The following is a 15,047-nucleotide window of genomic DNA, read 5'->3' on the forward strand; positions in this document are numbered from 1 at the left end:
GCTCAGACGGGGCGGTCGGCGGCGTCGACCTCCTCGTTGTCGAGCTGCTGCTTCATGAACCGGATGACACCGCCGGACAGCACCCGCTCCACCTGGGTCGGTGACAGGCCGTGCCGGACGCGCAGCGTCGTGCCGCGCGTGACGTTCTCGATCTCGAACTCGGGGCCGGCCTGGAGGGCGTCCCGCAGGCCGGTCAGCCGCAGCACGTCGTCCTGCTCGACGGCGTCCAGGCCCTCGGGGTCGGCGAAGGTCAGCGGCACCACCCCGAAATTGGCGAGGTTCTGCTCGTGGATGCGGGCGTACTCCTCGACCAGGACCACCCGGAGGCCGAGGTAGCGCGGTGCGAGCGCGGCGTGCTCGCGCGAGCTGCCCTGGCCGTAGTTGCGTCCGCCGACGACGGCGTGCCCGTCGCCGTCGCGGTGCGGCAGGGCGCGGTCGTGGTAGCTCGGGTCGATGCGGTCGAACGCGAACCGGGCGATCTCCGGGATGTTGGACCGATAGGGCAGGACCTCGGCACCGGCCCGCAGGATCTCGTCGGTGGACACGTCGTCGCCCATCTTGAGCACGACCGGCAGCTCCAGCGTGTCGGGCAGCGGTCCGACGTCCGGCAGCGTCGCGATGTTGGGGCCCTTGCGCAGCTGCACGTGCAGCGCCTCGTCGGGCGGGGGCGGCGGCAGCAGGTTCGCGGTGTCGACGAGCAGATCGGTCGGCTCGCCGATCCGCGGGTACCGGATCCCGAAGCGCTCCTCGAGGTCGCGGGGATCGGTGATCTCGCCCGTGATCGCACTGGCGGTGGCCGTCTCCGGCGAGCACAGGAACACCCGGTCCTCGCGGGTGCCGGAACGGCCCGGGAAGTTGCGCGGCGTGGTCCGCAGCGAGTTCTCGTGCGTGGCGGGCGCCTGCCCCATGCCGATGCAGCCGTTGCAGCCGGCCTGGTGGATGCGCGCTCCCGCGGTGACCAGCGACAGCAGGTGCCCGTCACGGATCAGGTTCCCGAGGATCTGCCGGCTCGAGGGGTTGACGTCGAAGGACACCCGATCGGAGACGGGCCGCCCGACGGCGGCGACGATCTCGGCGGCCACCGCGAAGTCGCGGTAGCCCGGATTGGCCGACGAGCCGATGTAGGCCTGCGCGATCGGCTCCCCGGCCACCTCGCCGACCGGCACGACGTCGCCCGGCGAGCTCGGCCGTGCGATCAGCGGCACCAGCTCGGCGAGGTCGATGCGCTCGGTCACGTCGTAGCCGGCGTCGGGGGCCGCCACCAGCTCGCGGAAGTCGTCCTCGCGGCCCTGCGAACGCAGGAACCGACGGACCTCGTCGTCGGCCGGGAAGATCGAGGTCGTCGCGCCGAGCTCGGCGCCCATGTTGCAGATGACGTGCCGGTCCATCGCGGACAGGCTCGCCACGCCCTCGCCGTGGTACTCGACGATGCGGCCGTTGCCGCCGTCGACCCCGTGGCGGCGGAGCAGCTCCAGGATCACGTCCTTGGCGGACACCCAGTCCGGCAGCTCGCCGACGAGTTCGACGCCCCAGATCTCCGGCATCCGGATCCGGAGGGGCTCGCCGGCCATCGAGGTGGCCACGTCCAGCCCGCCGGAGCCGATCGCGATCATGCCCAGTGCCCCGGCCGCCGGCGTGTGCGAGTCGGCACCGGCCATGGTCGCGCCGGGCTTGCCGAAGCGTTCCTGGTGCACCGGATGGCTGATGCCGTTGCCGGGTCGCGAGTACCACAGCCCGAAGCGCGTCGCGGCCGAGCGCAGGAACAGGTGGTCGTCGGGGTTCTTGTGGTCCTCCTGGATGAGGTTGTGGTCCACGTACTGCACCGACACGTCGGTGCGGACGCGGTCCAGGCCCATCGCCTCGAGCTCCAGCATCACCAGCGTGCCGGTCGCGTCCTGCGTCAAGGTCTGGTCGATGCGGATGCCGATGGGCGTCCCCGGCGTCATGTCGCCCTCGACGAGGTGCTCACCGATCACCGTGCGCGCGACGTTCTCCCCCACCGTCGACTCCCTCGTCGTGACATCCGGGTCGCGAGAACGACCCTAGGAGTGCGACGGCGACCCGGTCCGGCCGGTCGGCCGAGGCCGCGAGGGGGCAGCCTCGTCCGGAGGCACGCCGCGGGGCAGGGACGCGTCAGCGGCGCCGGGAGGCGTCAGCGACGCCGGGCCGCGTCAGCGGCGCCGGCGGCGCAACTGGGGCGGCAGCAGGGAGACGTCGGCGCTGGCGAGCCGGTCGCCGCGTTCACCGGCCGCCAGCAGGCCGCGCACGGCCGAGCCGCCGACCACGACCACCTCGGCGACGAACGCGAGCAGGATCCCGAAGCCCACGAGTTCGCCCAGCAGGCGCAGGGTGAGCCGGTCGCCGCCGATGCCGACGACCAGCCAGGTCACGAGGACGAGCAGGCCGATGACGGCCAACTGCCAGCGCAGGCGCCGGGCCGTGCGTCCCCAGTCGACGATCGGGTGCTGCCCGGTGTCGCGGGCCTCGACGCGCGGCGAATCGGACGAGGCCGGGGACGGCACGGGGCGCGGGTCGGTGGCGGTCAAACGTGGCCTCGGGCGGGACGGGGATCGGCGTGGCGGGACGGGGTCGGCGTGAGGGTACCCACGCCGGCGCCCCCGCCCCGTCCGGGCCGGGAAGGCGGCGCGCCGCCTAGCCGCGTGCCTTCTCGATGAGCGCGATCGTCTCGCGGTCGAAGGCCTCGAGGTCGTCGGGCTTGCGGCTGGTCACGAGCGGGCCGGGGCCGTTGTCGTCCACGACGACCTCCTGGTCGACCCAGGTGCCGCCGGCGTTACGGATGTCGGTCTGCAGGCTCGGCCACGAGGTGAGCGTGCGCCCGCGCACGCAGTCGGCCTCGACCAGCGACCACGGCGCGTGACAGATCGCCGCGACGGGCTTGCCGGACTCGACGAAGTCGCGTACGAACGCCACGGCATTGCCGTGCATCCGCAGCTGGTCCGGGTTCGCGACCCCGCCAGGGAGCACCAGCGCGTCGAAGTCGTCGATGCTGACGTCGTCGACCACCTCGTCGACCTCGAACGTGTCGGCCTTGTCGAGGTGCTCGAAGCCCTGGACGGTGCCGTCCTGCGTGGACAGCAGGACCGGGGTGCCGCCGGCCTGCTTGACGTCGGCCCACGGCTGGGTCAGTTCGACCTGCTCGACGCCCTCGGTCGCCACGAGGAAGGCGACCTTGGCTCCGTCGATGCTCGCCATCTGCTGCTCCTTCTGCGATTCGGTTGTGCCTGCGATGGTCGGCGTGGACGCGTCAGTGCGGGAGCGCCCCTCCTGCACGAACGGTCCAGTCAGGGGGACCACCCCCGTGCGGGCGGTCGGCGACCCATCCGGACCCGTCGTCACTTGCCGCGTCAGCCGCTACAGCGCGGGATCGCCCAGATCCAGGCGCAGCGTCGTGAGCACGCGGGTGATCTCCCCGTGGAGCGCGGTCACGTCCAGCGGTAGCCGCACGTCGTGCTGCGGGTAGAGCTCGGTCGTCGAGGTGTCCGTGGTGCTGACCTGCCAACCGCGTTCCAGCAGGTAGTCGCCGAGCGAGAAGGACCACGTCAGCACGATGGCGTCGTGGTAGTCGTGCAGCATGAAGGTGAGGAAGCGGTTGAACGGCAGCGTCCACATCCGCCCGCCGCGTCGGGACACGCCCTGTGGCCGGAACCCGAGCGCCTCCAGCTCGTCGTCGAACGTCTGCGGCCCCCCGCCGTTGCTGCCCACACCCGGCTCCTGCTCGTCGTGACGGGGCACGCTACTGGGAGCTGCACGCCGGACTCCCTACGCTTCGGGCCCATGTCCGCGCTCAGAAGGTCCGTCCTCGCCCTCGCCGTCGTGCTGGGCGCCGTCGCCTGTTCCGCCGATGCCGCCGAGCAGGACCCTGTCCTCGCGGAGATCCGGTCCGAGTTGGCTGCCCGCTCGCAGGCCGAGACCGCCCTGGTCGAGCGCGTCGAGGAACTGGAGGCCCGGCTCGAGCGGGTCACCAGCGACCGTTCTACGGCCCAACGCCTCGGCGACGTCGACGAGCAGCTGTCGTCGCTGTCGGATGCGGTCACCGCGCTCGACGAGCGGCTCGCCAGCGAGGCCGAGGCCCGCGACGCCGTGGCCGAGGAGGCCGCCGGCGCGTCCGCGGACCTGCGCCGCAGCCTGACGGACCTGCAGGGCCGCCTCGACCAACTGCAGGGCGAGACCGACGAACTGCGCACCCTGTACGGCACGCTGCGCGACCGCGTGGACCGCCAGCAGCGCGAATAGCACGGGGAACATGGGGTACGCGGGCCTGCCCACCCGGCTGCCCTACCATCCCGGTCGTGTCGAACTCGTCCCCGTCGCCCGATGTGACCCCCACCCGCGTCGGTGGTCGCTACGTGCTGCGCGGGGAACTCGGCCGCGGTGGCATGGCCACGGTGCACCGGGCGGTCGACGAGGTGCTCGAACGCGAGGTGGCCGTCAAGCTGCTGCACGCCCACCTCGCGACGGACCCGGCGTTCCTCGACCGTTTCCGCCGGGAGGCGCGCGCGGCAGCCGCGCTGGCGCATCCCAACGTCGTGGCCGTGCACGACTGGGGCGAGACCGCCGACGGCGCCTACCTCGTGCTGCAGCTGGTCGACGGCCCGTCGCTGCGGGAGGTCCTGCGCCGGCACGGCCGTCTCACCCCGGAACAGACCCTTGGCGTGCTGGCGCCGGCCGCCGCGGGCCTGGGCAGCGCCCACCGGGCCGGGCTGGTGCACCGCGACGTCAAGCCCGAGAACCTGCTGCTGGGCGCCGACGGCCAGGTCCACGTCACCGACTTCGGTCTGGCGCGGGCGGCGGCGAGCGCCACGTCGACGTTCGGGGCCGACGTACTGGTCGGCTCGCCGCACTACCTCTCCCCCGAGGCCGTGCGTGGCCGACCGCTGGACCCGCGCGCCGACGTGTACGCCCTGGGTGTCGTGCTGTTCGAGTGCCTGACCGGCCGGCCGCCCCACGAGGGCGAATCGCCGTTCGCCACCGCCGTCGCCCACACCTCGCAGCGGGTCCCCGCTCCCTCGACGCTCGTCGCGGGCGTCTCACCCGAGCTCGACGAGCTGGTCCTGGCGGCCACGGCCCACGACCCGGACGAGCGGCCCGAGGACGGCGCGGCGTTCGCCCGGGAGCTCTCGCTGGCCATCCCGGCGGGCATCGCCCCGCTCGACCTGGACGAACTGGCCGGCGACACGCTGATCACCCGGCGTCCGCCACCGCCCAGCGGTTCGACCCGGGCCCTGGACGGCGCCGAACCCACCAGGGTCGTCGGCGCGCGCGGCACCACGCCGCCCGACGCGCCGCCACCGCGTCCGACGGCCGTCGTGCCGGCCGACGACGCGGAGGCCGACGACGCGGAGGCCTACGACGAGGGCGCCTACGACGACGTCGGCGACGGCCGTCGCCGCGGTCGCGGCTGGCTGGTGGCGCTGCTGGTGCTCGGGCTCCTGGCGGCGTCCGCGGCCGGCGGCTACCTCGTCTGGGACCGGTACCTGGCCCCGATCACGCCGATCCCGCAGGTGGAAGGCCGCGCCCACGGCGACGCCGTCGACGAACTGGAGAGCGCCGGGTTCGTGGTCGACGTGGACCGCGAGCGTCCGCACGACCTCGACGTGCCCGCCGATCACGTCCTGGTGCAGGACCTCACCGGGACGGCCCGCCGCGGCGCCAGCGTCACGCTGACCCTGTCCGCCGGACCGCGGCAGGTGACCATCCCCGACGTGGCGGGCGACACCCGCGAGGTCGCCGAGGCACGCCTGACCTCCGCCGGCCTGAGCCCGGAGGTGACCGAGCGTCACCACGAGGAGGTCGAACGCGGGCTCGTCATCCGCACCGAGCCGGCGGCCGGCGAGGTGCTCGACGAGACCAGCCAGGTCGAGGTCCGCGTGAGCCTCGGCCCCACCCCGATCGCCGTGCCGGACGTACGCGGCAGTGCGGAGCAGGACGCGGCCGCCGCCCTCGAGGACGCCGGGCTGCGCATGCGCGTGTCCGGCCGCGAGCACGACGCCGAGGCCGCCGAGGGCACGGTCATCGGGCAGGACCCGGCCGACGGCGAACTCTTCCGGGGCGACACCGTCGACGTCGTCGTGTCGCTCGGACCGGCGCCGATCGAGGTCCCCAACGTCCGCAACATGCTCGTGGAGGAGGCCGTGTCCGTCCTCGAGGAGCAGGGGTTCGACGTCGAGGTGGAGCGGCGCGGCGGCTTCGGTGCGTTCCTGCGTCCCAACCGGGTCTTCGAACAGGACCCCGGGCCCGGCGCCGAGCGGCTGCCCGGCGGCACCGTGACGATCTACGCCTACGAGGGCTGACCGCTTCGCTCCGAGCCCGCTCCGGGGCCGTGGTGGCCGCCTGCGCGGGGGTCGCTTCGCTCGCTCTCGGTGCGCGCCCTGGGGGCGCTTCCGAGATAGCCCCTGCTGCGGCGCCCACCACACCCCTCCGCTCCCTCCGGCTCCCCCGGTGCGTCCCGTCGCGGGAGGCGGCAAGGGTCGCGGCTCGCTGCCTGCCCGGGGCGGTCAGGCGCGACCGTTGCGCGCAGACGCGACCGGACGACCTCGTCGCGCGGACCCGCGACCAGGCGCCGGGCGCGGCGTCAGGAGGAGGGAGAGGCGGTCGCTGGTCGGCCTTGGGCGCGTTGGCGGGCGACCTGCACGTCGTCGCCCTGGGCGGCCCAGCCCTGCAGTTCGAGGTCGGACACGGCCAGGTCCGGGTGCGTGTCGCCCGGGAAGGTGTCGAGCACCTCGATGCTGACCCCGGTGGTGAGCACCGGCTCGGTCAGTTCCACGGCCTGCGGCGCCAGTCCCTCGTCGAGCAGGTTGATGAGCAGGACCACGCCGCCGTCCATGGTGACCTGGGCCCGTTGGATGCGGGCGTTGGCGGCGTAGGTCTCCGCGTCGCGCTGGTCACCGTTGCGCACGACGAAGCGGTCGACCCAGGCGGGCTCCTCGAGGAACAGCTCGATCCGCTCGCCGACACCGTCCTCGACCTCGTCGACACGACCGTCGGAGTTCCAGGCCGTACCCGGGTCGTCGTCGACCATCTGCGACGCCTCGTAGGAGATCCCGCCCTGCGGTTCGAGGGTGGTGCGGGTCGCGATCTCCGCGATGGGCAGCCGTTCCGGCGGCCCGGTGTAGGTCTGCTCGTCGAAGCGGGCGGACGGCACGGACGCCTCGGCGTTGCCGAACGGTCCGATGCCCGCCAGACCGAGCCCGGCGACGACCAGGACGACGAGCAGCAGCACCGCGAGGCCGGCACCCAGCCACGAGCGCGGTTCGTCGTCGTCCGACCCGGGCTGCCCGGGGAAGGCCAGCGCGCGGGCGTCGGCGCGCGGCGGCACGCTGCCGGTGTCGAGGTCCGCGCCGCAACGGCCGCACAGTTCCCGGCGGGGGCTGTTGGGGCCGCCACAGTTCGGGCACGACCGCAGGGCGAGCGCCCCGACCGGTGGCGAGACGTCGGCGCTGCCGCGGGTGATGCGGTCGAGTTCCCCCGTGGTCTCGTCGTCCTCGACCGGCGCGCGCGCCGGCGGCGGGGCCGGCTCCGGGTCCTGCAGGGCGACGCCGCAGGCCCGGCAGAAACGCGCACCCGGGGTCGCCGGGGTCCCGCAGTCCTGGCAGGCGCGGGGCTGCGAAGTCGCGGCGGCGTCGCTGGTCACACGGGTCTCGACGGGTCGGGCCTGACGGGCAACGAAGAGGTCGCGGGCGAACGCACGATCGCCCCGACACGGCGGCGCAGCCTAGGCGCCCCACGACCGGACGGCCGACACGTGCCCCGGTGCGGGCGCCGACGCACGGGACGGTCGGGGGTCTCCGCGGTGGGCGGTGCGGTCTCCGCGGTGGGCGGTCGAGCGCGAACCTGGCGCGCGACGAGCGGTCAGCCCCTGCCCGGGTGCGCACGCCGGCTGCCGCAGCAGGGACACGATGGTGGTGGCCCCGAACACGCTGCTACCCTCCGCCGGTATGCCGCACGCGACCTATTACTTCTGGTTCCAGGGCCGGTTCTTTGCCGGGCCCGGGACCGAGCGCGCTGCGGACAGGACCTAACACCACACCGCACCGAGACTCGAAGCCCCGGGGAAGCTGCCTCCGGGGCTCAGACGTTTCCGGGGGTCGTCGACCGGGGAGCGGGTCAGTGACCAGAGAGGACACCACGATGGTCGTGGTCATGCGCTCCGGCGCCAGCGACGCGGACGTCGACAAGGTCGTCAAGGCGATCGACGAGGTCGGGGGCGACGCGTTCGTCTCCCGCGGCAAGCACCAGACGATCATCGGACTCGTCGGCGACCTGACCCAGTTCACCGAACTGCCGCTGCACGCCTTCCCGGGCGTCGAGGACGTCATCCGGGTCAGCAAGCCGTACAAGCTCGTCAGCGTGGAGACCCATCCGCGACCGTCGACCGTGTGGGTCGGTGACACCCCCATCGGCCGGGACACCGTCACGCTCATCGCCGGTCCCTGCGCCGTGGAGAGCCAGGAGCAGACCGAAGCGGCCTGCAAGATGGCCAAGGAGGCCGGCGCGTCGATCCTGCGCGGCGGCGCCTACAAGCCACGCACCTCGCCCTACGCCTTCCAGGGGCTCGGCGAGGCCGGTCTCGACATCCTCCACGGCGTGGCCCGCGACGTCGGTCTGCCGTTCGTCACCGAGGTGGTGACCCCCGCCGACGTGGAGACCGTGGCCGCCAAGGCCGACATGCTCCAGATCGGCGCCCGCAACATGCAGAACTTCCAGTTGCTCAAGGAAGTGGGCATGGCCGGCAAGCCGGTGCTGCTCAAGCGTGGGCTGACCGCCACCATCGACGAGTGGATCATGGCGGCGGAGTACATCGCCCACACCGGCAACCTGCAGGTCGTGCTGTGCGAGCGGGGCATCCGCACGTACGAGCCGATGACCCGCAACACCCTCGACGTCTCGGCCGTCCCGGTCGCGCAGTCGTTGACCCACCTGCCGGTCATCGTCGACCCGTCGCACTCGGGCGGCAAGCGCGACCTGGTGCTGCCGCTGACCCGCGCCGCGATCGCTGCCGGCGCCGACGGGCTCATCGTCGACGTCCACCCGCGGCCGGAGATCGCGCTGTGCGACGGGCCCCAGGCGCTGGTGCGCGACGACCTGCTGCACCTGCGCGAGGCCGTGTCCAAGCTGTCGGCCACGATGGGCCGCGAGGTCGCCGCACCGTCCGAGGAGCACCGCGTCGGCGCCTGGGGCCGCTCGGCCTCCGCCTGACCGGTCCGGCCTCGCCGATCACCCCGGTCCGGTCGGAGCGACCGCCAGCGCGTCGCGGATCGCCTGCCGGACCGGGGTGCCCAGCAGGTCGCCGTACCGTTCGCGACCACGCGGATCGCGCACGACCGTGTCCTCCTCGACCGACTGCAGCAGCCCGAGCGTGAGCACCGGGTCGACGCCGGCCCGCACGGCGGCTGCGACGGCGGTCACCTCGGGCGGCAGGTAGGGCACCCGCAGCCGCCGCGGGTCCGGCGCTCCGATCTCGTGGCGCACGAGGTCGACCAGCTCGCCATAGGCAACGACGTCGGGTCCGCCGATGTCGAGGACCTCATGGGCGGCAGCGGGGTCGGTCAGAGCGGCCCGCAGGACGGCGAGCAGGTCGTCGAGCGCCACCGGCTGCACCCGCGCCCCACTCCACGGCGTCTCCAGGGCGATGGGCGCCCGGGCGGCGGCGACCAACAGCTCGAAGGACGCGCTGCCGGCGCCCAGCACGATCCCGGCGCGCAGTTCGGTGACGGGGACGCGCCCGGCCCGCAGCTCCTCGCCGGCCTGCTGGCGCGCGTAGAGATGGTCGGAGACGCGGGCCAACCGGTCTTCGTCGACGAGACCGCCGAGATAGACGATGCGGCGCATGCCGGTCTCCTCCGCACCTGCCGCGAAGCCCGCCGCCATGGCGCGTTCCCGCTCGACCAGGCCCCGCAGCCGTTCCTCCATGCCGTGCACGAGGTAGAAGGCCGCGTCGCAGCCGTCGCCCGCCCGCCACACCGCCTGACGGTCCTCGGCGCGGCCCTGCAGCACCTCGACGCGGTCGCGCCACGGCACGTCGAGACGGTCGGGGTCACGCACCAGGCAGCGCACGCGGTGACCGTCGTCGAGCAGGGCCGGGACGAGAGCGGCGCCGACGAAGCCGGTCGCGCCGGTGACGAGCAGGTCCATGCGTGCGCCGCTGTCCTGTGGTGGCTGGGTCACGGCGTCTCCGGAACCGCGGCGCCGTCCGGATGCAGGTCCGCCCGCTCGGCGATCCGCGACGCCAGCTGCGAGCCGGCGGTCGCGATCGCCGCCGCGGTGGTCGCCTGCGACCACCCCAGGGGCCCGAGCGGGCGGCAGCCGAAGAACTGGCTCACCCCGGGAGTCTGCACGATGGCGGCCAGGCCGGCGGCGGACCCGAGCCCGGTCAGCAGCGTCGTCGGACGCTTCCAGCCGCCGGCCGCGACGGTCTGCCCCAGCTGCGTGCCGACCAGCGCCACCAGGCCGACCGTGCTGGCGTGCCTACGGGTGCCCGTCAGTCGTGCGGCGGTCCAGGCGGCGGTCGCACCCAAGGCGGTGGCCGTGCCGCGGATCGTCACGTCGCGGCGCAACGCGGTGCCCAACGACGCCTCCGGACCCTCTCGCAGCAGCGTCTCGGTCGACACGTCCTCGGGCGGGCGCACCGCGATCGCGACGGCCGGTGCCAGGTCGGTGAACAGGTTCACCAGCAGGAACTGGCGCGGGTCCAGCGGCGCGGCGCGGCTGAACAGCGACGCCAGCGCCGTGAAGCCGATCTCGCCGAGGTTGCCGCCGACCAGCACGGCCAGGGCCTCGCGTACGGACCCCCACAGCGCGCGGCCCTCGGCGACCGCGTCGATCAGCGTCTCGATGCGGTCGTCGGTGACGACGATGTCGGCCGCGTCACGGGCCGCCGGGGAGGACCGCTCCCCGAGCGCGACACCCACCTCGGCGAGCCGTATCGCCGCGGCGTCGTTGGCGCCGTCCCCGGTCATCGCCACGACGTGCCCGCGGGCCTGCAACGCCTTGACCACACGCAGCTTGTGGGCCGGGCTGACGCGCGCCACGACGGCGACGTCCTGCAGCGCGTCGGCCAGCTGCTCGTCGTCGAGGTCGTCGAGGTCCGTGCCGGTCAGCGCCCGTTCGCCGTCGAGCCCGAGCTCGCTCGCGATGTGCAGGGCCGTGTCGGGGTGGTCGCCGGTGACCATGATCGTGCGCACGCCGGCCTCGCCGATGCCGCGAACGGCCTCCGCGGCGGTCTCGCGGACCGGGTCGGACAGGGCGATGAGACCGATGAGTCGGAGCCGTTCGAGACGGTCCTCCTCGAGTTCGGGCCGCGACGACGCGTCGCGTTCGGCGACGGCCAGCAGCCGGTGGCCGCGACGGGCGAGCGTGCCGATCTGCTCGAGCACCTGCGACCGGGAGGCCTCGTCGAGCTCGACGTCGTCGCCGCCCTCGTTGCGCCAGGTGGTGCACGCCTCCAGCACGACCTCGGGGGCACCCTTGACGACGAGGTGGTGGCGGCGGCGGGCCCGTCCGAGGACGGCGTGGACGCCCCGGTTCGAGTCGAACGGCAGCTCGGTGACGACCGTCCAGCCCGGCAGGCCGTCGGCGGCGGTGACGTCCAGTGCCTCGGCCGCCCGGTGCAGGGCCTCGTCGGTCTCGTCGAGCCCGTTGCCGTTGGCCTCGGCGTCGGCGGGAGCGCTGGCGCGCAGGCCGGCGGCGAGCACCCGTCGCAGCAGCGGGTCGTCGTGTTCGCGGCGGTGGACGTTGCGGCGGCCGTCGGAGACGCCGGTGAGACGTACGCGTCCCTCGGTGAGGGTCCCGGTCTTGTCGACGCACAGCACGTCGACGCGTCCGAGCGCCTCCACCGTGCGGGGGTTCCGCACGACGGCGTTGTTGGCGGCCAGCCGGCGGGCGCCGGCCAGTTGCCCCGCGGTCGCGACGAACGGCAGGCCCTCGGGCACGGAGGCGATCGCGAGGCTGACGGCGGTACTGGCCACGTCACGCAGCGGCCAGCGCCGCAGCAGCCCGACCCCTGCGGTGCCGCCGGCGGTCGCCAGCGCGGCCGGCAGCAGCCGCTTGGTCAGTTCTTCCAGCCGCAGCTCGACACCCGTCGGGGGCGGCGGGCCGGCCAGCGCGAGGCTGCGCGCCACCTCGGTGTGCTCGCCGGTGGCCACCACCACGGCGCGCACGGAACCGCTGGAGATCGTCGTGTCCTCGTAGAGCATGCAGGCGCGGTCGCCGATGGCCGCCTCGGGGCAGGGGTCCGCCGTCTTCGCCACGGGCAGCGACTCGCCGGTCAGGCTGGACTCGTCGACCTCGCAGCCGTCGGACACCAGGATCCGCGCATCGGCGGGAACGGCGTCGCCGGCGTGCAGCACGATGACGTCGCCGCGGACCAGCCGGTCCTCACGAACCCGCTGTTCGCGGCCGTCACGGACGACCGTGACCTCCTCGACGTCGCGCTCGAGCAGGCCGCGGACCGTGCGGTCCGCACGCAGCCGTTGCAGCCCGCCGACGAGGCTGTTGATCCCGATCAGGCCGAGCACCATGCCGGCGTCGGTCATGGAGCCCACGGCCGCCGACAGCCCGGCGCCGACACCGAGGATCGGGTTGAGCGGGTTGGCCAGCTCGGCCAGGAACGGCTCACCGGGCGACACCTCGGCGCCCCCGATCGTGGACACGGTCCGGCGCTGTCTCGCCTCGTCCACGGTCAGGCCACGCTGCGCGTCGGTGTCCAACAACTCGACGGCGCGATCGGCGCTCAGCACGTGCCAGCGCACGCGGTCCGGTACGTAGGGGCGCGGGCGGTGGGCCAGGCGCACGGCGGCCCAGGTCCCGGACGCGAGCGCCGCGGCGGCCGCGCCGTTGACCATCGCGAGCCCGCGCGAGCCGGCCGCCGCACGCGGCCCGGTGCCGGCGACCAGGGCACCCAGCGCCGAGCCGCCGACGGCGAAACGGGCCGAGCGGCGCGACACCTCGCGGGCCACGGCCGTGGCCTCGACGATGGTCGCGGCGTCGGCCAGCTCGCGACCCAGGATCAGGTCGGCGCCCCACGACGGACGGCCGGTCGGTGCGACGACCCCCAGTCCGACGTCGGCGGCCGCCAGCCCCCGGTGGCCCTGCCGGCCGATCAGCATCACGACCGCGCCGTCGGCCTGCAGGTCGCGGACCGCCTCGCCGAGCGCGCGACCGCCCGGCAGGGTGCCGTCGGCGCCGATGCGGTCGGCGACGCGCCCGGCGCGGCCGGCGACGAGCAATCGGTGCCCGCACGCACGCACGGCCGCGACGACGGCGTCGAGGCCCGGATCGAGTTGGTCGACGGCGTCGACGACGGCGGCGACCTGCCCGTCGTTCACGAGCGCGAGGGCGCGGCCGCCCCGGGCGGTGATCTCGCGGGCCCGGGCCCGGGTGCCGCGTGGCAGCGCGACCTGACCCCCGTCGGCCACGAGCTTCACCGGCGCCAGCCGCCAGCCGTCGGCGGTCCGGTCGGCGTCGACGTCGTCGGCGTCCAGCAGCCGCTCGGCGTGGTGGACCACGTCGGAGGGCGCGTCCCGCCCGTCGGGCGTGCAGGCGCCGCGGATCTCCCACCGGGGCGAGCGCACCACGTCGGCGTCCAGCACCACCGTGTCCACCCGGTCCAGCCGCCGGAGTGCGGAGGCGTCCAGGGGCACGATGCCGCGGTAGGCCAGCGTGCGCCCGAGGTGGGCCGCGAACCCCTCGCGCCCCAGTCGGGCCGCCTTCGGCGTGGACACGAGGAAGGCGTCGGCGGCGCGGCGCGGGTCGCGCGTCGCCAGGAGCGTCCCACCGAACCCGGCCAGGGAGAGCTGCCCGAGCCGCTTGCTGGCGAGCTCGACGGGACCGTCCGGCATGGGGACGGGCCGCGGGTCGAGGTCGGGCGGCTCGATCGGCTCGTCGCTGCGGATGGCGTAGAACTCGGGCTCACGCTGGCACCACACGCGACGGCGGGCCCGGACCTCACCCAGCACGGTGGCCTGGTGGGCGAGGTCGAGCATCGCCCCGAGCGGACCCTGCGCCAGCCCGCCGGCGGCGGCGCTGCCCAGCGGCAGGACCAGGGCCGCGACGCGGCGGCCGAGGATCTTCTCCGCCTGCAGGCGCAGCCACGGGTTGTTGTCGACGACGGTGACCAGCCCGCCGATCTCGATGGGCAGTTGCCGGAAGCGGGCGAGCTTGGCGCCGACGGCCCAGCCGATGCTCAGCAGGTCGCCCGCCATGATCGCGAGCACGCGGTGCACCGGTTCGTCGTCGGCCGGGTGCTCGGCACGGTCGCTGCAGTCCCAGCCCGGCCGCGGCGTCTCGCCGTGGCGCATGCCATGGGCGTCCTCCAGCGACTCGATCACGTCGAGCAGCGTGCCCAGGGTCGGCTGGCCGCCGTCGAAGGCCACGGCGACGCGGCCGGTGATGGCGTTGACCTCCGCCCAACGAACGTCGTCCAGGCGGCTGAGCGCCTGCGCGATGCGGCGACGGAAACCGACCGCCGACGGGTCCTCGAGTCCGTGGACCTCGATCTGGGCGTGTTCGTGGTGCCCGTCCTCCCACACCCGCCGGTGCGAGCCGAAGGCGTCGCCGACCAGTTCGACGCCCTCATCGAAGGCGTCGCCGACCAGTTCGACGCCCTCCTCGACGAGGTCACCGACCCGCTCCGCGCCCTCCTCGAAGAACTGGCGCACGTCGTCGAGGTGGACGTCGGCGAACGGGTTGTCGAGGTGCAGGTCCGCCAGCGGGCCGCCCTCGAACAGCGTGCTCAGGTCGAGGTCGAGCGGGCCGACGTGCAGACGGCCGTGCCCGTTACCGTCGACGTCGGCCCGGGTGCCGTTGGCGGACGTGAGGAGTGTCGTCGCGTGCTCCGCGGCCACCTCGCCGGTGGCCGCGTCACCCGGGGGCGTCGCGCTGGTCGGGGCGGCGTCGTCGGGCGCCGAATCCTCGGCCGTGAATGCCTCGCTCGCGATGCGGGCGGGCATGGTCGCCACACTCCAGGTGAGCGCAGCAGCCTGCCGCAGCGGCCCGAGCACCATCGACGGTCTCCTTGACCGGCCGCGGGA

Annotated in this window: 10 protein-coding genes; 3 read left to right on the forward strand and 7 right to left on the reverse strand. The window is 74.3% G+C overall.

Annotated features, from left to right (window positions below; genetic code table 11):
- Positions 1 to 2: 2 nt before the first annotated feature.
- The 4 genes from ACERM0_RS02050 to ACERM0_RS02065 all read right to left on the reverse strand — a co-directional run bounded on the left by ACERM0_RS02050 (position 3) and on the right by ACERM0_RS02065 (position 3,723).
- Positions 3 to 2,000, reverse strand: a complete 1,998-nt coding sequence (locus ACERM0_RS02050; RefSeq protein ID WP_373676829.1) for an aconitate hydratase — start codon at positions 1,998 to 2,000, stop codon at positions 3 to 5.
- A 171-nt stretch (positions 2,001 to 2,171) separates the two neighbouring features.
- A complete protein-coding gene (locus ACERM0_RS02055) occupies positions 2,172 to 2,522 on the reverse strand; it encodes a hypothetical protein (protein ID WP_373676830.1) in 351 nt (116 codons plus the stop codon).
- A gap of 130 nt (positions 2,523 to 2,652) precedes the next feature.
- Positions 2,653 to 3,213: a type 1 glutamine amidotransferase domain-containing protein gene (locus ACERM0_RS02060; RefSeq protein ID WP_373676831.1), complete on the reverse strand. Its 561-nt coding sequence runs from the start codon at positions 3,211 to 3,213 to the stop codon at positions 2,653 to 2,655.
- 159 nt (positions 3,214 to 3,372) lie between these two features.
- A complete protein-coding gene (locus ACERM0_RS02065; RefSeq protein WP_373676832.1) occupies positions 3,373 to 3,723 on the reverse strand; it encodes a hypothetical protein in 351 nt (116 codons plus the stop codon).
- A gap of 72 nt (positions 3,724 to 3,795) precedes the next feature.
- Here ACERM0_RS02065 and ACERM0_RS02070 point away from each other — a divergent pair, with 72 nt between their 5' ends.
- Both ACERM0_RS02070 and pknB read left to right on the forward strand, forming a co-directional pair.
- A complete protein-coding gene (locus ACERM0_RS02070) occupies positions 3,796 to 4,254 on the forward strand; it encodes a hypothetical protein (RefSeq protein ID WP_373676833.1) in 459 nt (152 codons plus the stop codon).
- 56 nt (positions 4,255 to 4,310) lie between these two features.
- The gene (gene pknB / locus ACERM0_RS02075) at positions 4,311 to 6,311 is read left to right on the forward strand and encodes a Stk1 family PASTA domain-containing Ser/Thr kinase (protein ID WP_373676834.1); all 2,001 of its coding nucleotides are present in this window, start codon (positions 4,311 to 4,313) and stop codon (positions 6,309 to 6,311) included.
- Between the two features lie 281 nt (positions 6,312 to 6,592).
- Here the strand turns inward: pknB and ACERM0_RS02080 are convergent, their stop codons facing one another.
- Positions 6,593 to 7,651 carry a zinc ribbon domain-containing protein gene (locus ACERM0_RS02080; RefSeq protein WP_373676835.1) on the reverse strand — a complete coding sequence of 353 codons (1,059 nt, stop codon included), beginning with the start codon at positions 7,649 to 7,651 and terminating at the stop codon, positions 6,593 to 6,595.
- Positions 7,652 to 8,148: 497 nt separating this feature from the next.
- Between ACERM0_RS02080 and aroF the strand changes: the two genes are divergently transcribed.
- A complete protein-coding gene (gene aroF, locus ACERM0_RS02085) occupies positions 8,149 to 9,216 on the forward strand; it encodes a 3-deoxy-7-phosphoheptulonate synthase (RefSeq protein WP_373676956.1) in 1,068 nt (355 codons plus the stop codon).
- Positions 9,217 to 9,234: 18 nt separating this feature from the next.
- Here the strand turns inward: aroF and ACERM0_RS02090 are convergent, their stop codons facing one another.
- A complete protein-coding gene (locus ACERM0_RS02090; protein ID WP_373676836.1) occupies positions 9,235 to 10,185 on the reverse strand; it encodes an NAD(P)H-binding protein in 951 nt (316 codons plus the stop codon).
- Complete coding sequence (locus ACERM0_RS02095) at positions 10,182 to 15,020, reverse strand: HAD-IC family P-type ATPase (protein WP_373676837.1); 4,839 nt, start codon at positions 15,018 to 15,020, stop codon at positions 10,182 to 10,184. Before ACERM0_RS02095 ends, ACERM0_RS02090 begins: the two co-directional genes overlap by 4 nt.
- Positions 15,021 to 15,047: the final 27 nt, after the last annotated feature.

The sequence above is a fragment of the Egicoccus sp. AB-alg2 genome (genome assembly GCF_041821065.1).
GTDB lineage: Bacteria > Actinomycetota > Nitriliruptoria > Nitriliruptorales > Nitriliruptoraceae > Egicoccus.